Source organism: Pseudomonas sp. Irchel 3H9 (assembly GCF_900187495.1).
GTDB lineage: Bacteria > Pseudomonadota > Gammaproteobacteria > Pseudomonadales > Pseudomonadaceae > Aquipseudomonas > Aquipseudomonas sivasensis.
Window position 1 is genome coordinate 1 of the sequence record NZ_FYDK01000003.1, and the last position, 18,257, is coordinate 18,257.

Below are 18,257 nucleotides of genomic sequence, written 5' to 3' on the forward strand. Positions count from 1 at the left end.
TCAAGTGATTATTTTCAGAAGCTTTCGAAGATTTCTTCAACAACTTCAACCACTTGCGCTTCTGATCTCTCATCAGCGGGAGGCGAATTCTACAGCGTTACACGCTGCTGTCAACACCTCTTTTTCAACTTCCTTCTGGCTTCGATGAACTGAAGCAACTTACTGCCGAAAACTGCGTAACTCATTGTTTACCAAGGAGTTTTCCGTTTCGACTGCGCCGGAAGTGGGGCGAATTATAGACAGATATAATTCGCCGTCAACACTTAATTTCAGCCTTATTCAGATTTCAGCGTAATGCGTGCAAAGGCCTTCTTCCCCGCCTGACAAACGTGGGTCGCTCCGAGCTCATATATAAAGGTGCGATCTACCACCTCGCCATCTATACGCACACCACCCGAACCCAGAAGGTCACGAGCCACGGCGGAGTTTTTCACCAAGCCCGCCTTATTAAGAACGGCCGCAATCGGCATCGCCTCAGCAGCAGTCAGCTCAACCTCAGGCAGATCATCCGGCAACTCGCCATCTTTCATGCGGTTGCCCGCCGCGCGGTGAGCACTGGCCGCAGCCTCTTCACCATGGAACCGAGCAACAATCTCTTCTGCCAGCTTGATTTTCACATCACGCGGGTTGGCACCCGCCTCGACATCAGCGCGCAACGCATTGATCTCGTCCATCGAGCGGAAGCTCAACAGCTCAAAGTAACGCCACATCAGCGCATCAGGAATGGAAACCAGCTTGCCGTACATCACGCCTGGCGCCTCTTGGATACCTACATAGTTACCCAGAGACTTGGACATCTTCTTGACGCCATCCAACCCTTCCAGCAATGGCATGGTCAGAATGCACTGAGCCTCTTGCCCATACGCACGCTGGAGCTCACGCCCCATCAGCAGGTTGAACTTCTGGTCGGTACCACCCAGCTCCACATCGGCACGCAGCGCCACCGAGTCATAACCCTGGACTAGCGGATACAGGAACTCATGAATAGCGATCGGCTGATTGGTGGAGTAGCGCTTATCGAAGTCGTCGCGCTCAAGCATTCGCGCAACGGTGTACTGAGATGTCAGACGAATAAAGTCGGCCGGCCCCATCTGATCCATCCAGGTGGAGTTGAACGCCACCTCGGTCTTAGCCGGATCAAGAATCTTGAATACTTGGGTCTTGTAGGTCTCGGCGTTGTCGAGAACCTGCTCGCGGGTTAGCGGCGGGCGCGTAGCGCTTTTGCCACTCGGGTCGCCGATCATCCCAGTGAAGTCACCTATAAGGAAGATGACCTGATGCCCCAGCTCCTGGAACTGACGTAGCTTATTAATAAGCACGGTGTGACCCAGGTGCAGGTCCGGCGCTGTCGGATCGAAACCAGCCTTAATACGCAGGGGTTGGCCACGCTTGAGCTTTTCGATCAGCTCGGCCTCAACCAACAGTTCTTCCGCACCACGTTTTATCAGCGCTAGCTGCTCTTCAACCGACTTCATAACAGACCCGCAAGGCTCAGATTCAAAAGGGAACCAACCATACAAGATCAGGGACTAATTACAAGTTTTGCCCTGCGCACGGACACCGTTCAGCAAGCCCAGCATTCGCGAGCTTGCGCCACAGATGATTTGGTTATATTTTATACAGTTATTTCATCTTCATCATGTCATTCATCTTTTCCATTTCATCTTCAAAGTCAAATTACCTATGACCACTGAACCGTCTAAAGCGCCGCCGCTTTACCCGAAGACCCACCTGCTCGCCGCAAGTGGTATCGCCGCCCTTCTTAGCCTGGCACTCCTGGTATTCCCTTCCAGTGACGTAGAAGCCAAACGAACATCCCTGAGCCTCGACTTGGAGAGTCCAGTTGAACAACTGACACAAGATCAAGACGCTTCCGACGCTCAACAAGCCACAAATGCCCCATCTGAATCGCCGTTTGCCCAGATAGAAAACACGCCCGAAGATACCCAGCAAGCGGCAAAGGAACTGCAAAAGCCAGTCGCAGACGCAGCTAAGAATCCTCAGCACCGCGAAGTGATCGTCGCAAAAGGCGATACGCTTTCGACCCTTTTCGAGAAGGTTGGCCTTCCTGCCGCCACCGTTAACGACGTGCTGGCCAGCGACAAACAAGCCAAGCAGTTCACCCAACTGAAACACGGCCAGAAGCTTGAGTTCGAATTGACGCCTGACGGCCAGTTGAACAACCTGCACAGCAACGTCAGCGACCTCGAAAGCATCTCCCTGACTAAGGGCGCTAAAGGTTTCGCGTTCAATCGCATCACCACCAAACCAGTGATGCGCTCCGCCTACGTTCACGGTGTGATCAACAGCTCGCTGTCGCAATCCGCTGCGCGCGCGGGGTTGTCGCATAGCATGACCATGGACATGGCCAGCGTATTTGGCTACGACATCGACTTCGCCCAAGACATCCGCCAAGGCGACGAATTCGACGTGATCTACGAGCAGAAAGTCGCCAACGGCAAAGTGGTCGGCACTGGCAATATTCTTTCTGCACGCTTCACCAACCGCGGCAAGACCTACACCGCTGTGCGCTACACCAACAAGCAAGGCAATAGCAGCTACTACACGGCTGATGGCAATAGCATGCGCAAAGCCTTCATCCGTACCCCAGTGGACTTCGCTCGCATCAGCTCGCGTTTCTCCATGGGGCGCAAGCATCCAATCCTGAACAAAATCCGCGCACACAAGGGCGTCGACTACGCAGCTCCTCGTGGTACGCCTATCAAGGCAGCGGGAGACGGCAAGGTCCTGCTGGCTGGCCGTCGCGGCGGTTACGGCAACACAGTGATCATTCAGCACGGCAACACCTACCGAACCTTGTATGGCCACATGCAAGGCTTCGCAAAGGGCGTGAAGACGGGCGGTAATGTGAAGCAGGGTCAGGTGATCGGCTATATCGGCACTACCGGCCTCTCCACCGGACCGCATTTGCACTACGAGTTCCAGGTCAATGGCGTACACGTTGATCCACTGGGCCAGAAACTGCCGATGGCCGACCCAATCGCCAAAGCAGAGCGCGCGCGCTTCATGCAACAAAGCCAGCCCCTGATGGCACGTATGGACCAGGAGCGTTCCACCCTTCTGGCTTCGGCGAAGCGTTAAGTCATGCCGCTCTATATAGGTGTGATGTCCGGAACCAGCCTCGACGGCCTGGATATCGCCCTGATCGAACAAAGTGCAGCGGTCAATCTGATCGCCACCCACTACACTCCGATGCCGGACACCCTGCGCGCAGAGCTGCTAAGCCTGTGCGCTAGCGGCCCGGATGAGATTGCCCGCTCGGCGATCGCCCAGCAGCATTGGGTTACCCTCGCCGCTCAAGGCATTCACACACTGCTCGACCAGCAAAACCTCAAGCCTCAAGATATCCGCGCGATCGGCAGCCATGGTCAGACTATCCGCCACGAACCCGCCCGAGGTTTTACGGTGCAGATCGGAAACCCGGCCTTGCTCACTGAGCTGACGGGCATCACCGTGGTCAGCGACTTTCGCAGCCGCGATGTAGCCGCCGGCGGCCAGGGTGCACCGCTCGTCCCTGCGTTTCATGAAGCATTGTTTGGCGAAAGCACCGGCAACCGTGCGGTGTTGAATATAGGCGGTTTCAGCAACCTCAGCCTGATTGAGACCGGCAAACCTGTAGCCGGCTTCGACTGCGGCCCGGGCAATGTCCTGTTGGATGCCTGGATTCATCTACAACGCGGCGAACACTTTGATCGCGACGGCCAGTGGGCAGCCAGCGGCAAAGTAGAACCTCAGTTGCTCAACGCTCTGCTCGGCGACCCGTTTTTCCTGACAAAAGGCCCAAAAAGCACCGGCCGAGAAGTGTTCAACCTGGGATGGTTGCAACAGCACCTTAGCCGCCTGCCAGCCTTCGAACCCCAGAACGTGCAGGCCAGCTTGCTGGAACTGACCGCACTGACCATCGCTGAGTCCCTGCAAACCGCACAATCGCAGACAGAAACGCTCTTGATCTGTGGCGGCGGCGCCCATAACACCGCAATGATGAAGCGACTGGCCGCCCTGCTGCCATCCACCCAGGTCAGCAGCACAGCCACTCACGGCGTAGACCCCGACTGGGTCGAAGCCATGGCCTTCGCCTGGCTGGCCCATTGCTGCCTGGAAGGCATTGCCGCCAACCGTCCCAGCGTCACTGGCGCGCGCGGACTGCGGTTACTGGGCGCAATCTACCCCGCCTGACTAATCCGCAGACAGCAAAACGCCGCTTGGCCCATGAAAGCCAAGCGGCGTTTTTGTATCCACTCTCGATCAGATCGAGAACGAAGACCCGCAACCACATGTAGTGGTGGCATTAGGGTTCTTGATCACGAAACGCGAACCCTCCAGACCTTCCTGATAATCCACCTCGGCGCCCGCCAAGTACTGGAAACTCATCGGGTCTACAACCAGGCTCACGCCCTCGCGCTCAACGATAGTGTCATCGTCAGCCACGTCTTCATCGAAGGTAAAGCCGTACTGAAACCCTGAACAACCGCCGCCCGTAACGAATACGCGCAGCTTCAAGCGATCATTACCCTCTTCATCGACCAGGCTCTTCACCTTGTGCGCAGCACCGTGGGTGAATTGCAAAGCCGTGGGGGTGAAGGATTCAACGCTCATGCTGATAATCTCCCGGCGTAGAGCCGCCATATGCGTAATGGCGGGCATTATCCGCTTCTCCTAGAAAATCGGTCAACTATTGTTACGGTATATCAATCTGCATCGCCGCCATTAGAAATACAAAAGGCCCGATCAACGGGCCTTTTGCGCAATCAACAAACCGCCTTAAGGCAGCATGCCGGCATGGGACAAGCCCAACTTCTCATCCAAGCCGAATAGGATGTTCATGTTCTGCACAGCCTGGCCCGACGCGCCCTTGACCAGGTTATCGATCACCGACAGCACGACCACCAGGTCACCGTCCTGCGGACGGTGCACAGCAATCCGGCACACGTTGGCGCCACGCACGCTACGGGTTTCCGGGTGGCTGCCCGCCGGCATTACGTCGACGAACGGCTCATTCGCGTAGCGCTTTTCAAACAACGCCTGCAGGTCTACCGAACGATCGACCACGGTTGCGTATAGCGTGGAGTGGATACCACGGATCATTGGCGTCAGGTGTGGCACAAAGGTCAAGCCCACATCCTTACCGGCAGCACGGCGCAGGCCCTGGCGGATTTCCGGCAGGTGGCGATGCCCTTTTACCGCATAGGCCTTCATGCTTTCCGAAGTCTCGGAGTACAGCGACCCTACCGCAGCACCACGGCCTGCACCGCTGACGCCAGACTTGCAGTCTGCAATCAAGCGCGACGCATCCGCCAACCCAGCTTCAAGCAACGGCAGAAAGCCCAACTGCGTAGCGGTTGGGTAGCAACCCGGCACCGCGATCAGGCGCGCCTGCTTGATTTGCTCACGATTGACTTCAGGCAGGCCATACACCGCCTCTTCCAACAACTCCGGCGCGCCGTGTGGCTGACCGTACCACTTGGCCCATTCATCGGCGTCCTGCAGACGGAAGTCCGCCGACAGATCAATGACCTTGGTGCCAGCTGCCAGCAACTCACCGGCCAGCGCATGGGCAACACCATGTGGCGTGGCGAAGAACACCACGTCGCAGGCGCCAAGGGTCTTGATGTCCGGAACGCTGAACGCCAAGCCGTCGTAGTGGCCTCGCAGGTTCGGATACATATCGGCCACGGCCAGGCCTGCCTCGGATCGAGAGGTGATGACCACCACCTCAGCTTGCGGATGCTGAGCCAACAGACGCAGCAATTCGACACCGGTGTAACCCGTGCCGCCGACGATACCGACCTTGACCATAAACCTGCCCTCAACGAACCACTGGAAAGCCGTCGATAATAGGGGCCGTATCGCCCTGCGACAACCGTCAACGTGACGTATGGGCGCATGAGCCACTACTATCTTCGCTACCGTGAACCTGGGAATAACTAAAAATGCTTTATCTATGGGTCAAAGCCTTCCACATCATCAGCATCGTCTGCTGGTTTGCCGGGCTGTTCTACCTGCCGCGCCTGTTCGTCTACCACGCCCAAAGCGAGGACACCGTCAGCAAGGAGCGCTTCAGCATCATGGAGCGCAAGTTGTACCGCGGCATCATGGGCCCGGCGATGATTGCCTCCCTGGCATTCGGCATCTGGCTGATTGCCCTCAACCCCGGCATCTTTCAGTCCGGCGGCTGGATCCACGCCAAGCTGACCCTCGTTGTACTGTTGATCGGCTATCACCACATGTGTGGCGCACAGGTAAAACGTTTCGCCCGTGGCGAAAACACCCGCAGCCATGTCTTTTATCGCTGGTTCAATGAAGTCCCGGTTCTGATATTGCTGGCTATCGTAATTTTGGTCGTAGTCAAACCGTTCTAACTTCAATTACTCGGGGTACCTCCAATGTCGCTGCCCGCTCTGCTTGAACAACGTCTGCGCCTGCCCGTGGTGGCTGCGCCGATGTTCCTGATTTCCAATCCACAACTGGTCCTGGCCTGCTGCCGCAATGGCGTGGTCGGGAGCTTTCCTGCGCTCAACCAGCGCGAGAGCAGTGGCTTCAAAGCCTGGCTGGAGGAAATCGAAGCGGGCCTTGCGCAGTTGGACAATCCAGCGCCGTACGCCGTCAACCTTATCGTGCACAACAGTAACCCTCGCCTGGAGGCGGATCTGGCGATCTGCGTTGAGCACAAGGTGCCGATCGTGATCACCAGTTTGGGCGCGGTGAAGGAGTTGGTAGATGCCGTGCACAGCTACGGCGGGCTGGTGTTCCACGATGTCACCACCCGGCGCCATGCCGAAAAAGCCGCTGAAGCCGGTGTAGATGGCCTGATTGCTGTGGCTGCCGGTGCCGGTGGCCATGCCGGCACCTGGAGCCCGTTCTCGCTGATTGCCGAGATTCGACAGTTCTTCGACAAAACCCTGCTGCTGGCCGGGTGCCTCAATCATGGACACGAAATCCTCGCCGCCCAGTTACTGGGCGCAGACCTGGCATATTTCGGCACGCGCTTTATCGGTACCACCGAAAGCCACGCCCCAGATGCCTATAAAGAGATGCTGCTCACATCGCGCGCCGCCGACATCGTGCACACTCCCGCAGTCTCCGGCGTTCCCGCTAGCTTTATGCGCCAAAGCCTGGAAAATGCCGGGTTCGACCTCGCCGCCCTGCAAGGCAAAGGCGAAGTCAACTTCGGTTCCAAGCTCAAACCGCTGAGCGACGAAGCCAAAGCATGGAAGACCGTATGGTCCGCCGGCCAAGGCGTCGGTGAGATTAATGATTTGCCCAGCGTCGATGAACTCGTTGCCCGCCTCGATGCCGAATACCGCAAGGCGCGCGAGCAGGCCGCACAATTGCGCTGGCCACGCTGACCCAACCGACAGGCCTGCCAATTGAGCAGGCCCGCACCCCCACCTGAATAAGTGACAAGGAAGCCCGCATGAGCGACAACCGCTTCAAGATTGTTTTTGATGGAGCCTTGCTCCCGGGTGTCGAAAGCACCACGGCCAAGCTGAACCTGGCTGAGCTGTTCAAAAGCACCGTCGAGGACATCGAGAAACTCTTCACCGGTCGCCCGGTTGCACTAAAACGCGACCTGTCACGCCCCGACGCCGAAACCTACCTCACCGCTCTGAAGAACGCTGGCGTCGACGCGCGCATCGAGGCCGAACAGCCCGTAGCCTTCAGCCTTGCCGAAACACACGAGACGAGCTCTGGTGCAACAGACTTCTCTCGCCCAGCCGCTTCACCGTACGCGCCTCCGCGTGCTGCCGTGGGTGACAGCCACCCTGAATACGCCGATCTCAAGATCTTCACGATCAATGGCCGTATTGGCCGTCTGCGGTATTTGGCATGGACGCTGGTACTGACCGTCGCAATGCTCGTCGCAGCAGGCATCCTTAGTACTGTAGGCTTCGCCATCGCGACCGCGTCACCGACGATAGCCATCATTGTTGGCTCGCTGCTCGGTTTAGCGCTGTTCGTTGCGGTTGTAGTCGTGAGTGTGCAAATCGGGGTCCAGCGCTTGCACGACCTGGGCTGGTCTGGCTGGCTGTACCTGCTGAACCTCGTGCCGCTGGTAAACAGCATTTTCCCGCTGTTGCTGCTGGTAGTCCCAGGTAACTCGGGTGCCAACCAATACGGCGCACCGCCACCGCGTAACTCCACTGCGGTAAAGGTTCTGGCCTCTCTGTGGCTGGCATTCATTCCTCTGATGCTCATCCTCGTCGTGTCGCTGGGCATGAACGGCTACCTGGACCAACTCGAATCCAACGTCGACAGCAGCTACGAAAGCAGCTCCATCACCTCCGATGAAGACGCCGATCAAAGCGTCATCGTTGATGAAGAAGACGCCCAAAGTGCTGACGAAGCGGCCGAACCTGTAGACTCTGCAGAAGAACAGTAAAGAAACGCCCCCATCCGTGATGCCTCCATCATTGATGGGGGCGTTGCGATGGAGAAAGGCATGACCCGTTACGCTCTGATCACCGGTGCCTCCAGCGGCATTGGCCTTGCCTTGGCAGAAGCCCTGGCACGTCGTGGCCGCAGCTTGATTCTGGTGGCCCGCCAGCGTGATCAGTTGGAAAGCATTGCAATCGAATTGACTCAGCGCTTCGGCGTCGAGGTGCTGTTTCGTGCCTGCGACTTGGGCGAGCCGCTGCGCTTGTCCGGATTCCTGTTGGAGCTTGAAGAAGGCGAGCGGCAGATTGATTTGCTGGTCAACTGCGCCGGCATAGGCACAAGCGGACCATTCCTGGCCCAGGACTGGATGACCGAGCAAGACCTTATTGAAGTCAACATCCTCGCCCTCACCCGCATGTGTCACGCCCTGGGCAATACCATGGCGCTGCAGGGCGGCGGACAAATTCTTAACGTTGCGTCGATTGCCGCGTTTCAACCCGGTCCGTGGATGAGCAGTTACTACGCCAGCAAGGCCTATGTGTTGCATTTCTCCGAGGGTTTGCGCGAAGAACTGAAGACCTGCGGCATCAAGGTATCGGTCCTTTGCCCTGGCCCGACACGCACCGCGTTCTTCGGTACCGCGCAAATGGACACCGCCAAGCTTGATCGCAGCGAACAACTGATGAGCCCGGAAGAGGTCGCGCTCTACACCGTACGCGCATTGGAAAAGAACAAAGCCATCATCATCCCCGGCCGCCGTAATCGCTGGCTGGCCTTCAGCCCACGTCTAAGCCCGCGCTGGCTGACGCGCAAAATAGCCGGTGCCATCAACAAGGCCTATTGCCCACGCTGACCGCGTGGGTACACTCCCCCCTGCACGCTCATAATGGAGAAACAGCTGTGGATACTCTGTTCACCAAGATCATCAACAGAGAAATACCCGCGAAGATCATCTACGAAGATGATCAAGTCCTCGCTTTTCACGATATTGCCCCGCAGGCACCAGTGCATTTTCTGGTGATCCCGAAGAAGCCTATCCGCACCCTCAATGACCTCACGGAAGATGACAAATCCCTGGCCGGGCACATTCTGTTTACCGCCCAGCGCCTCGCCGTGGAACAAGGCTGCGAGAAAGGGTTTCGCGTAGTAATGAACTGCAATGAGGATGGCGGACAGACTGTCTATCACATCCATATGCACGTGCTGGGTCAGCGCCAGATGAACTGGCCACCGGGCTGAGGATTATTGGGGAGTTTGCGATTGCGACGCAGCCGGACGACAGCAAGCTCCCCCGCTACAAAGGCAAATTGACTCAGGGCAAACGCTTGCCCATCTCTTGCGGTAAACTGGCCGCCGAGATTCTTCCCGGAGGTCAGCATGACTACCCAACGTCACTACTCGCCGATTGATCGCCTATTGCTGCAAGCCGACACGGCCATGCGCACACTCCTGCCCTTCAGTGGCCAACCGTACCGTCCGTCGCCCGCCATCGTGCAACCTGACGCGCAGATGAGCGAGACCGACACTCGTCATGTCGCCGGCCTGATGCGCATCAACCATACCGGCGAAGTCTGTGCCCAGGCGCTTTACCAAGGCCAGGCACTGACTGCCAAGCTGCCGCAGGTACGCGCCGCCATGGAGCACGCGGCCGAGGAAGAAATCGACCACCTGGCCTGGTGCGAGCAACGCATCCGTCAACTGGGTAGCCATCCCAGCGTGCTGAATCCACTGTTTTACGGTTTGTCGTTCGGCATCGGCGCTGCTGCCGGCTTGATCAGTGACAAGGTCAGCCTCGGTTTTGTCGCCGCGACTGAACATCAAGTGTGCAAGCACTTGGATGAACACCTGGAACAATTGCCGGCCGAAGACGAAAAATCCCGGGCCATTCTTGAGCAGATGCGTATCGATGAAGAACACCACGCTGAAAGCGCACTGGATGCAGGCGGCTTCCGCTTCCCGGCGCCAGTGCGTTTCGGCATGAGCCTACTTGCCAAGGTCATGACCAAAAGCACCTACCGCGTCTGAGCAAACCTGCAGCCGAAAAAAAGGGCGCTTTCAAAGCGCCCTTTTCTTTTGCCAATCGGCGATTAACCCAACTCGATAATCTCGTAGTCATGGGTAATGGCCACGCCGGCCGCACCGAGCATGATCGACGCCGAGCAGTACTTCTCTGCCGACAGCTCGATGGCGCGCTTGACCTGAGCCTCCTTCAGCCCTCGGCCCTTCACCACGAAGTGCATATGGATCTTGGTGAACACCTTGGGATCTTCAGTGGCGCGCTCGGCTTCCAGGAAGGCTTCACAGCTTTCCACGGCCTGTCGGGATTTTTTCAGGATGCTGACCACGTCGAAATTGCTGCAACCGCCCACGCCCAGCAGGAGCATTTCCATCGGACGTACGCCCAGGTTGCGGCCACCGGCTTCAGGCGGGCCATCCATGACCACTACATGGCCACTGCCCGACTCACCGAGGAACATGGCTTCGCCCGCCCATTGGATGCGTGCCTTCATCGCCCAGACTCCACTGCTAAAAAAGGGTCGCCAGCTTAGCACAGGGCCTGAGCGCGACAGCGTTTCCCATCTATGTGATCAATAACGGGGCTTGCTCGGTAAATTGGCTAATCGAGTCAGAATGTGTCTGTTAAGCTGACGCCAAATGAGTGGCGCATTGCCACCCTTTATAAAGCGTGTATCAATGCCGATACCGCCGAGTACAACAATTCCAACCACCTCGCGCTGCCTTTCGGGATACAACCATGGTTGCTCTGACGCCCATACCCAAGATCAAGAATCTCGACAAGCTGCTGATGCATTGCCAGCGCCGACGTTACCCGGCCAAGCACAACATCATCTGCGCCGGCGAGCGCTCCGAAACGTTGTTCTTCATTATCAAGGGCTCAGTCACCATTCTGATCGAGGATGAAGACGGCCGCGAGATGATCATCGCCTACCTGAACACGGGGGATTTCTTCGGGGAACTGGGGCTGTTTGAGCAAGCCGGCAAGGAACAGGAGCGTAGCGCCTGGGTGCGGGCCAAGGTCGAGTGCGAAGTGGCCGAGATCAGTTACACCAAATTTCGCGAGCTGGCTCAACACGATCCCGACATTCTCTACGCACTCAGCGGTCAGATCGCCCAGCGCCTGCGTGACACCACGCGCAAGGTCGGCGACTTGGCATTCTTCGACGTTACCGGTCGCGTGGCCCGTTGCCTGCTGGAGCTGTGCAAACAGCCCGATGCAATGACTCATCCCGACGGCATGCAAATCAAGATCACCCGTCAGGAAATCGGGCGAATTGTCGGCTGTTCACGAGAGATGGTCGGCCGCGTGCTCAAGGACCTGGAAGAGCGCAACCTGGTGCACGTCAGAGGCAAGACAATGGTGGTGTTCGGTACTCGCTAACCCGGCAGGAAGCTGGCCAGCATCTGACGGTACAAGGTATCCAATCGGCTGATGGCATCCGGCGCGGGGAATGCTTCGTGCAAGGCGATATGGCTGTCGGCACGAACCCGTTGCTCCAGACCGCAGGCTTCGTTGAAGCGATTGACCGCCGCGATCAGTTCTTCGCGATCGTTATCCAGCAACAACGCACCGTGCACCAACCCTACCGGGCGGCCACCGCTTTGCCGCCAGCGCTGGGCCGTGCCGACCATTTTGCGCCCGTTGAGGTTGACGTTGTAACGACCGTCGCAGAATGCACCTTCGATTTCCCCGACGGAGGCATCGCCGCCCAACTCGATGAGTAAATCGCAGATCGGCTGGCATAGGCGCTGGTAACCGGTTTCGATGCGGCCTTGATCGCCTTCACTGCGCGGCGGAGCGTAGACCAGGGCGATATTGACCGTAGCGCTGGACTGCGGCACCGGTTCGCCACCGGTCTCACGCAGCAACACCGGCCAACCGTAATCGGCCGAGACTTGGCTGGCGGCTTCGAATGCCGGCAACCGACTCAGACGACGCGGCATCACCAAGGCTTGATCACTGGGTTGCCAGAACAGCAGGCCGAACTCCTGGTCACCAGCACAAACGGCAGCCAACAAGGCTTGCTCGGCGGCAAGGCCTGCTTCGACGGTCATCTTTACTGGCTGAGTCATCTAACACCTACCTATCGGCATAACCACAGGACCCAATGTGGAAGGGGGCTTGCTCCCGATGGCATTCTGTCAGTTGATGAACAAGTCAACTGACACTCCGCTATCGGGAGCAAGCCCCCTCCCACATTTGACTGCATTTCAAATATTGACCGTGGGTCAAATCAATCGAGAGTTGAACCGCTGACCGCCACGCCACGCTCCGGGAAGAACAGACGCTGCAGTTCCGCCCCCGGGTTCTCGGCGCGCATGAAGGTCTCGCCCACCAGGAACGAGTACACGTTGCTGATTTCCATCAGCTCCACGTCGGCGCGGTTAACAATGCCGCTCTCAGTGATCACCAGGCGGTCGCGTGGAATACGCGGCAGCAGGTCGAGAGTGTTTTCCAGGCTGACTTCAAAGGTGTGCAGGTTACGGTTGTTGACCCCCACCAGCGGTGTGTCGAGGGTTTTGAGTGCGCGCTCCAGCTCATCGCCGTCGTGCACTTCCACCAGCACGTCCAGGCCGACGCTTTTGGCCACGGCCGCCAACTCGGCCATCTTCACGTCATCCAGAGCGGAGACGATCAGCAGAACGCAGTCGGCGCCCAAGGCACGGGCTTCGACGATCTGGTACGGGTCGACCATGAAATCCTTGCGGATCACCGGTAACTTGCACGCCGCACGGGCCTGCTGCAGGAACAGGTCGGAACCCTGGAAATAATCGATATCAGTCAATACGGACAGGCATGTCGCCCCGCCCTTTTCGTAGCTGACCGCGATTTCCGCTGGCACAAAGTGCTCGCGGATAACACCCTTGCTCGGCGAAGCCTTCTTGATCTCCGCGATCACCGCCGGATGCTTGAGCTTGGCCTGGGCGATCAGTGCATTGGCAAATCCACGCGGTGCGTCAGCGGCTTTCGCTTGGGCTTCCAGCTCGGCCAGGCTCACACGGGCACGGCGTTCGGCGACTTCTTCAGCCTTGCGGGCCAGGATCTTTTCCAGAACGGTCGGAACACTCATCCTTCATTCTCCATCTTGAATACAGCGGTGAATGCTCCCAGCTCTTCGAGCTTTTCACGAGCCAGACCGGTGTGCAGCGCATCGTGGGCCAATTCGACACCTTCCTTAAGACTATAGGCATGGTCGGCAGCGTAAAGTGCCGCGCCAGCATTCAGAACAATCATTTCCGCAGCTTTTTGACCGTTCTCAGTCTTACGCCGCCCCAAAGCATCGCGAATCAACTCCAGGGACGCCGCCGGGCTTTCTACCGCCAAGCCATGCAGGCTCTGGCTCTTCATGCCCAGGTCTTCTGGCTCGACCCAATACTCGGTGATCTGATCATTCTTCAGCTCCGCCACAAAGGTCGGCGCGGCCAGGCTGAATTCATCCAGGCCATCTTTGGAATGCACCACCAGCACATGCTTGCTGCCCAGGCGTTGCAGCACTTCAGCCAACGGTTTGCACAACGCCTGACTGAATACGCCCACCACCTGGTGCTTTACACCGGCCGGATTCGTAAGCGGGCCGAGCATGTTGAACAGCGTACGCAGGCCAAGGTCTTTGCGCGGACCGGCGGCGTGCTTCATTGCACCATGATGGGACTGGGCAAACATAAAGCCGATGCCGACGTTGTCGATGCAGCGCGCCACTTGTACCGGTGTCAGGTTCAAGTAGATACCGGCCGCTTCCAGCAGGTCGGCACTGCCGCTCTTACCGGACACCGCACGGTTACCATGCTTGGCCACGGTGCAGCCCGCCGCCGCGACCACAAAGGATGAAGCCGTCGACACGTTGAAAATATTCGCACCGTCGCCGCCGGTGCCAACCACATCGACCACACCGTCGAGGGTTTTAAGCTCGACCTTGTCGGCCAACTCACGCATCACCGAAACCGCGCCGACGATCTCGTCGATGCTCTCGCTCTTCATGCGCATTGCCATCATGAACGCGCCGATCTGCGCGTCAGTGCATTGGCCGGTCATGATCTCGCGCATCACATCGCTCATTTCAGCGGTGCTCAGGTCCAGATGGCCGACGATACGGCTCAGGGCAGTCTTGATATCCATGGAAAGTCCTTAGCGCGTGCCGCCGCTCTGCTTGAGAAAGTTGGCGAACAGCTCGTAGCCCTGCTCGGTCAGGATCGACTCGGGGTGAAATTGCACCCCTTCGATGTTCAGTGTCTTGTGACGCAGGCCCATGATCTCGTCGACCGAGCCGTCTTCCAGCTGTGTCCAGGCAGTCAGCTCCAGACATTCCGGCAGGGTTTCGCGCTTGACCACCAGCGAGTGGTAGCGAGTCACAGTCACCGGGTTGTTGAGTGCCTGGAATACGCCCAGGTCCTTATGGAACACCGGACTGGTCTTGCCGTGCATCACTTGGCGCGCACGCACCACGTCACCACCAAAGGCCTGGCCAATGGATTGGTGGCCCAGGCATACACCCAGGATTGGCAGCTTGCCGGCGAAGTACTTGATGGCTTCGAGAGAAATACCCGCCTCGGTCGGCGTGCACGGGCCCGGCGAAACCACGATGCGCTCGGGATTCAGCGCGGCGATCTCGGCCACGGTCAGCTCGTCGTTGCGCACCACCTTGACCTCGGCACCGAGTTCGCCCAGGTACTGCACAACGTTGTAGGTAAAGGAATCGTAGTTATCAATCATCAGCAACATGGGGAAACCTCAGGAATTGGGGGTCTGTTCAGCCAGCGCAACAGCGCGGAACATCGCGCGGCGCTTGTTCAGGGTTTCTTCCCATTCGAGGGCCGGTACCGAGTCGGCGACGATCCCGCCACCGGCCTGCACATGCAGCTCCCCGTCCTTGATCACTGCCGTGCGGATCGCAATAGCGGTGTCCATGTTGCCGTTCCAGGCGAAATACCCCACGGCGCCGCCGTAGACACCACGCTTGACCGGTTCCAACTCGTCGATGATTTCCATCGCGCGAATCTTCGGCGCGCCCGACAACGTGCCCGCCGGCAGAATCGCCCGCAGTGCGTCCATCGCCGTCAACCCGGCTTTCAGTTCACCGGTGACGTTGGACACGATGTGCATCACGTTGGAATAACGCTCGATGACCATCTTCTCGGTCAGCTTCACCGAGCCAATTTCCGAAACACGCCCGGTGTCGTTACGGCCCAGGTCGATCAGCATCAAGTGCTCGGCGATTTCCTTATCGTCACTGAGCAGGTCTTCTTCCAGCGCCAGATCCGCTTCTTCAGTCGCGCCACGCGGACGAGTGCCGGCGATCGGGCGCACGGTGATCAGGTTATCCTCGACACGCACCAGCACTTCCGGCGAGCTACCCACTACGTGGAAGTCACCAAAGTTGAAGAAGTACATGTACGGCGTCGGGTTGAAGCAGCGCAGCGCCCGGTACAGGTCGATAGGCGCGGCCTTGAAGTCGATGGACATACGTTGCGACGGCACCACCTGCATGCAGTCACCGGCGAGGATGTATTCCTTGATCGTATCGACGGCGCGCTCGTAGTCATCCTGGGTAAAGCTGGAGCGGAACACCGGATCGCTCGCCGGTGGACGGCTGAGGTCCAGGCCGCGACGCGGGGTGATCGGCTGGCGCAGTTTTTCCAGAAGGGCTTCCAGGCTGGCCAGGCCCTGTTCGAAGGCGTCAGCTTGGGATGGGTCAGCGAGCACAATCGCGTGCATCTTGCCGGCGAGGTTGTCGAAAACCACCACCGCGTCAGACACCATCAGCAGAATATCCGGCACGCCCAGCGGGTCCGGGTTCGGGCATTTGCCCAGGCGTTTTTCCACGTAACGCACGCAGTCGTAGCCGAAGTAACCCACCAGCCCGCCGTTAAAACGCGGCAGACCCGCAATGGTCGGCACGTTGTAGCGCGCCTTGAAGGCTTCGACGAAGGCAAGCGGGTCTTCAACGTCATGGCTTTCGATCTCGACGCCATCATGGGTAATGCTCACATGATGGTCGTGTACCCGCAGCACCGTGCGGCATGGCAGACCGATGATCGAGTAACGGCCCCACTTCTCGCCGCCCTGTACCGACTCCAGCAGATAGGAGTTGGGCTCGTCGGCCAGTTTCAGGTAGATCGACAGTGGCGTGTCGAAGTCGGCCAGGGTTTCGCAGGCCAGGGGGATACGGTTATAGCCGGCAGCGGCCAAACGCAGGAATTCTTCGCGGATCATGATGTGCCTCGTGGCGTGAGGGTCTAACAGTCAGGTATGCAAACGTGCCGCAGGGCGCGGCCAGGATCAGTCAGGCGCGCCAACGCCAGCGGGCCAGGGCCTTGATGACTTTCATCCAGAGTTTGCGAGTGACCACCACGATGGGATTTCCAGAAGGGGACTTATCGATGTCGGGCAACGTTATCTCAGCGCCCGCTCCCAAGCAACCGGGGATTAGCAGTCGCAGGTCATCAATGACCAGCGCCGGCGACTCTTCGGCAATCGGCCGGCCATGGTTATAACCGTAGCTTAGGGCTACACACTGAACACCCGCGGCTTTTGCCGCCTGCACATCACTGCGCGAGTCGCCGACAAACAGCGACTGGGACGCCGGGATATTGGCCATTTTCATCACGAAAAACAGCGCCGCCGGGTCGGGTTTCTTCTGTGGCAAGGTATCGCCACCGATGATCCAGCGGAAATACCGGCCGATTTTCATCTGGTCCAACAGCGGCGCTACGAAGCGCTCCGGCTTGTTGGTGATCAGGGCCATTTCCACGCCCTGTTTGTGCAGCCATTTGAGGGTGTCGCGCACGCCGGGGTAAACCACGGTCAGTTCGTGGCCGTCCTCATAAGCAGCATTGAATAACTCCAGCGCGTGCTCGGCTTCCACGTCATCGACGCCTTCAGCGTCGATATGGTTAGCCAGGGCCCGGCGCACCAGCATCTGCACACCATTGCCAACCCATTCGCGTACAGACTCGATCCCCGCCGGCTTGCGTCCCAGCTTGAGCAGCATTTGGTCCACCGCCGCCGCCAGGTCTGGCACCGAGTCGATCAGCGTACCGTCCAGATCGAACATCACCAACCGTGGCAGTTTGCCGGGAAACAGCTGCTCAAAGCCGCTCATGGACGTGCCAGCGCCAGTTCGGCACGCATCTTGTCGATGACTTCCTGGTAGTTCGGCGCGTTGAAGATCGCCGAACCGGCCACGAACGTATCGGCGCCAGCCGCTGCGATTTCACGGATATTGTTGACGTTGACCCCACCGTCGATTTCCAGGCGGATATCACGACCGGACGCATCGATCAGCGCGCGGGCTTCGCGCAGCTTGTCGAGGGTGCCGGGGATGAACTTCTGCCCGCCGAAACCTGGGTTGACGCTCATCAGCAACACCATGTCGACCTTGTCCATCACGTACTTGAGCACGTCCAACGGGGTAGCTGGGTTGAACACCAGGCCCGCCTTGCAGCCGCCTTCGCGGATCAGTTGCAAGGTACGGTCGACGTGCAGCGAGGCTTCCGGGTGGAAGGTGATGTAGGTTGCACCGGCTTCGATGAAGTCACCGATGATGCGGTCTACCGGGCTCACCATCAGGTGCGCATCGATCGGCGCGGTAACGCCGTATTTGCGCAACGCTGCGCAGACCATCGGACCGATGGTCAGGTTGGGCACGTAGTGGTTGTCCATGACATCGAAGTGCACGAAGTCGGCACCGGCGGCCAACACGTTGTCCACTTCCTCACCCAGGCGGGCAAAATCGGCGGAGAGAATCGATGGGGCAATGACGAAGGGCTGCATGACGCACCTTTTTTGAGCTAAATCACGATGGCGCGCATTGTATACCTCATGCTTTGCTGCGCGCACCGTG

At 58.5% G+C, this 18,257-nt stretch carries 20 protein-coding genes; 9 read left to right on the plus strand and 11 right to left on the minus strand.

Annotation, left to right across the window (positions count from 1 at the left end; all coding sequences use genetic code 11):
- Positions 1–275: 275 nt before the first annotated feature.
- The gene (gene tyrS, locus CKW32_RS11735) at positions 276–1,475 is read right to left on the minus strand and encodes a tyrosine--tRNA ligase (protein WP_017739632.1); all 1,200 of its coding nucleotides are present in this window, start codon (positions 1,473–1,475) and stop codon (positions 276–278) included.
- A gap of 208 nt (positions 1,476–1,683) precedes the next feature.
- Here tyrS and CKW32_RS11740 point away from each other — a divergent pair, with 208 nt between their 5' ends.
- Entirely contained in the window at positions 1,684–3,102 is a 1,419-nt protein-coding gene (locus tag CKW32_RS11740) for a peptidoglycan DD-metalloendopeptidase family protein (RefSeq protein WP_095185031.1), read from the plus strand.
- Between the two features lie 3 nt (positions 3,103–3,105).
- The gene (locus tag CKW32_RS11745) at positions 3,106–4,197 is read left to right on the plus strand and encodes an anhydro-N-acetylmuramic acid kinase (protein ID WP_095185032.1); all 1,092 of its coding nucleotides are present in this window, start codon (positions 3,106–3,108) and stop codon (positions 4,195–4,197) included.
- A 69-nt stretch (positions 4,198–4,266) separates the two neighbouring features.
- On the opposite strand, the gene erpA is transcribed toward CKW32_RS11745, so the two are convergent.
- On the minus strand, positions 4,267–4,617 hold the full coding sequence (gene erpA, locus CKW32_RS11750; protein ID WP_003176443.1) for an iron-sulfur cluster insertion protein ErpA: 351 nt from the start codon (positions 4,615–4,617) through the stop codon (positions 4,267–4,269).
- 165 nt (positions 4,618–4,782) lie between these two features.
- The gene (argC, locus tag CKW32_RS11755) at positions 4,783–5,817 is read right to left on the minus strand and encodes an N-acetyl-gamma-glutamyl-phosphate reductase (protein WP_010206935.1); all 1,035 of its coding nucleotides are present in this window, start codon (positions 5,815–5,817) and stop codon (positions 4,783–4,785) included.
- Positions 5,818–5,951: 134 nt separating this feature from the next.
- On the opposite strand from argC, the gene hemJ reads away from it, so the two are divergent.
- The 6 genes from hemJ (at position 5,952) to coq7 (ending at position 10,422) form a co-directional block, all read left to right on the plus strand.
- Positions 5,952–6,380, plus strand: coding sequence for a protoporphyrinogen oxidase HemJ (gene hemJ / locus CKW32_RS11760; RefSeq protein ID WP_032883825.1), 429 nt, complete (start codon positions 5,952–5,954; stop codon positions 6,378–6,380).
- Between the two features lie 24 nt (positions 6,381–6,404).
- Complete coding sequence (locus CKW32_RS11765; RefSeq protein WP_095185033.1) at positions 6,405–7,367, plus strand: nitronate monooxygenase family protein; 963 nt, start codon at positions 6,405–6,407, stop codon at positions 7,365–7,367.
- Between the two features lie 68 nt (positions 7,368–7,435).
- On the plus strand, positions 7,436–8,401 hold the full coding sequence (locus CKW32_RS11770; protein WP_032883827.1) for a DUF805 domain-containing protein: 966 nt from the start codon (positions 7,436–7,438) through the stop codon (positions 8,399–8,401).
- A gap of 60 nt (positions 8,402–8,461) precedes the next feature.
- The gene (locus tag CKW32_RS11775) at positions 8,462–9,250 is read left to right on the plus strand and encodes an SDR family oxidoreductase (RefSeq protein WP_032883828.1); all 789 of its coding nucleotides are present in this window, start codon (positions 8,462–8,464) and stop codon (positions 9,248–9,250) included.
- A gap of 47 nt (positions 9,251–9,297) precedes the next feature.
- On the plus strand, positions 9,298–9,636 hold the full coding sequence (locus CKW32_RS11780; protein ID WP_032883829.1) for a histidine triad nucleotide-binding protein: 339 nt from the start codon (positions 9,298–9,300) through the stop codon (positions 9,634–9,636).
- 138 nt (positions 9,637–9,774) lie between these two features.
- On the plus strand, positions 9,775–10,422 hold the full coding sequence (coq7, locus tag CKW32_RS11785; protein ID WP_032883831.1) for a 2-polyprenyl-3-methyl-6-methoxy-1,4-benzoquinone monooxygenase: 648 nt from the start codon (positions 9,775–9,777) through the stop codon (positions 10,420–10,422).
- Between the two features lie 62 nt (positions 10,423–10,484).
- Here the strand turns inward: coq7 and CKW32_RS11790 are convergent, their stop codons facing one another.
- A complete protein-coding gene (locus CKW32_RS11790; protein WP_003176451.1) occupies positions 10,485–10,907 on the minus strand; it encodes an OsmC family protein in 423 nt (140 codons plus the stop codon).
- 245 nt (positions 10,908–11,152) lie between these two features.
- On the opposite strand from CKW32_RS11790, the gene crp reads away from it, so the two are divergent.
- On the plus strand, positions 11,153–11,797 hold the full coding sequence (gene crp / locus CKW32_RS11795) for a cAMP-activated global transcriptional regulator CRP (protein ID WP_095185034.1): 645 nt from the start codon (positions 11,153–11,155) through the stop codon (positions 11,795–11,797).
- Here crp and CKW32_RS11800 read toward each other — a convergent pair.
- The 7 genes from CKW32_RS11800 to rpe all read right to left on the minus strand — a co-directional run bounded on the left by CKW32_RS11800 (position 11,794) and on the right by rpe (position 18,187).
- Positions 11,794–12,489 (minus strand): lipoate--protein ligase family protein, encoded by a 696-nt coding sequence (locus tag CKW32_RS11800; protein ID WP_032883833.1) that lies wholly within the window; start codon positions 12,487–12,489, stop codon positions 11,794–11,796. The two genes, crp and CKW32_RS11800, sit on opposite strands and share 4 nt — an antisense overlap.
- A 161-nt stretch (positions 12,490–12,650) precedes the next feature.
- Positions 12,651–13,487, minus strand: a complete 837-nt coding sequence (gene trpC, locus CKW32_RS11805) for an indole-3-glycerol phosphate synthase TrpC (RefSeq protein WP_095185035.1) — start codon at positions 13,485–13,487, stop codon at positions 12,651–12,653.
- A complete protein-coding gene (trpD, locus tag CKW32_RS11810; RefSeq protein ID WP_032883837.1) occupies positions 13,484–14,533 on the minus strand; it encodes an anthranilate phosphoribosyltransferase in 1,050 nt (349 codons plus the stop codon). Before trpD ends, trpC begins: the two co-directional genes overlap by 4 nt.
- 9 nt (positions 14,534–14,542) lie before the next feature.
- Complete coding sequence (locus CKW32_RS11815) at positions 14,543–15,136, minus strand: aminodeoxychorismate/anthranilate synthase component II (protein WP_024077700.1); 594 nt, start codon at positions 15,134–15,136, stop codon at positions 14,543–14,545.
- A 9-nt stretch (positions 15,137–15,145) separates the two neighbouring features.
- On the minus strand, positions 15,146–16,627 hold the full coding sequence (trpE, locus tag CKW32_RS11820) for an anthranilate synthase component I (protein ID WP_032883839.1): 1,482 nt from the start codon (positions 16,625–16,627) through the stop codon (positions 15,146–15,148).
- Between the two features lie 70 nt (positions 16,628–16,697).
- Positions 16,698–17,516, minus strand: coding sequence for a phosphoglycolate phosphatase (locus CKW32_RS11825; protein WP_095185036.1), 819 nt, complete (start codon positions 17,514–17,516; stop codon positions 16,698–16,700).
- Complete coding sequence (gene rpe / locus CKW32_RS11830; RefSeq protein WP_032883842.1) at positions 17,513–18,187, minus strand: ribulose-phosphate 3-epimerase; 675 nt, start codon at positions 18,185–18,187, stop codon at positions 17,513–17,515. Before rpe ends, CKW32_RS11825 begins: the two co-directional genes overlap by 4 nt.
- Between the last annotated feature and the right edge of the window lie 70 nt (positions 18,188–18,257).

Bases quoted from the DNA above. Each gene is read 5' to 3' on its own strand.
- erpA (WP_003176443.1), bottom strand. From the start codon at position 4,617: ATGAGCGTTGAATCCTTCACCCCCACGGCTTTGCAATTCACCCACGGT.
- hemJ (WP_032883825.1), top strand. From the start codon at position 5,952: ATGCTTTATCTATGGGTCAAAGCCTTCCACATCATCAGCATCGTCTGC.
- CKW32_RS11770 (WP_032883827.1), top strand. From the start codon at position 7,436: ATGAGCGACAACCGCTTCAAGATTGTTTTTGATGGAGCCTTGCTCCCG.
- CKW32_RS11790 (WP_003176451.1), bottom strand. From the start codon at position 10,907: ATGAAGGCACGCATCCAATGGGCGGGCGAAGCCATGTTCCTCGGTGAG.
- argC (WP_010206935.1), bottom strand. From the start codon at position 5,817: ATGGTCAAGGTCGGTATCGTCGGCGGCACGGGTTACACCGGTGTCGAA.
- trpE (WP_032883839.1), bottom strand. From the start codon at position 16,627: ATGATCCGCGAAGAATTCCTGCGTTTGGCCGCTGCCGGCTATAACCGT.
- tyrS (WP_017739632.1), bottom strand. From the start codon at position 1,475: ATGAAGTCGGTTGAAGAGCAGCTAGCGCTGATAAAACGTGGTGCGGAA.
- CKW32_RS11825 (WP_095185036.1), bottom strand. From the start codon at position 17,516: ATGAGCGGCTTTGAGCAGCTGTTTCCCGGCAAACTGCCACGGTTGGTG.
- crp (WP_095185034.1), top strand. From the start codon at position 11,153: ATGGTTGCTCTGACGCCCATACCCAAGATCAAGAATCTCGACAAGCTG.
- CKW32_RS11745 (WP_095185032.1), top strand. From the start codon at position 3,106: ATGCCGCTCTATATAGGTGTGATGTCCGGAACCAGCCTCGACGGCCTG.
- CKW32_RS11775 (WP_032883828.1), top strand. From the start codon at position 8,462: ATGACCCGTTACGCTCTGATCACCGGTGCCTCCAGCGGCATTGGCCTT.
- CKW32_RS11740 (WP_095185031.1), top strand. From the start codon at position 1,684: ATGACCACTGAACCGTCTAAAGCGCCGCCGCTTTACCCGAAGACCCAC.
- trpC (WP_095185035.1), bottom strand. From the start codon at position 13,487: ATGAGTGTTCCGACCGTTCTGGAAAAGATCCTGGCCCGCAAGGCTGAA.
- trpD (WP_032883837.1), bottom strand. From the start codon at position 14,533: ATGGATATCAAGACTGCCCTGAGCCGTATCGTCGGCCATCTGGACCTG.
- rpe (WP_032883842.1), bottom strand. From the start codon at position 18,187: ATGCAGCCCTTCGTCATTGCCCCATCGATTCTCTCCGCCGATTTTGCC.
- CKW32_RS11800 (WP_032883833.1), bottom strand. From the start codon at position 12,489: ATGACTCAGCCAGTAAAGATGACCGTCGAAGCAGGCCTTGCCGCCGAG.
- CKW32_RS11765 (WP_095185033.1), top strand. From the start codon at position 6,405: ATGTCGCTGCCCGCTCTGCTTGAACAACGTCTGCGCCTGCCCGTGGTG.
- CKW32_RS11815 (WP_024077700.1), bottom strand. From the start codon at position 15,136: ATGTTGCTGATGATTGATAACTACGATTCCTTTACCTACAACGTTGTG.
- coq7 (WP_032883831.1), top strand. From the start codon at position 9,775: ATGACTACCCAACGTCACTACTCGCCGATTGATCGCCTATTGCTGCAA.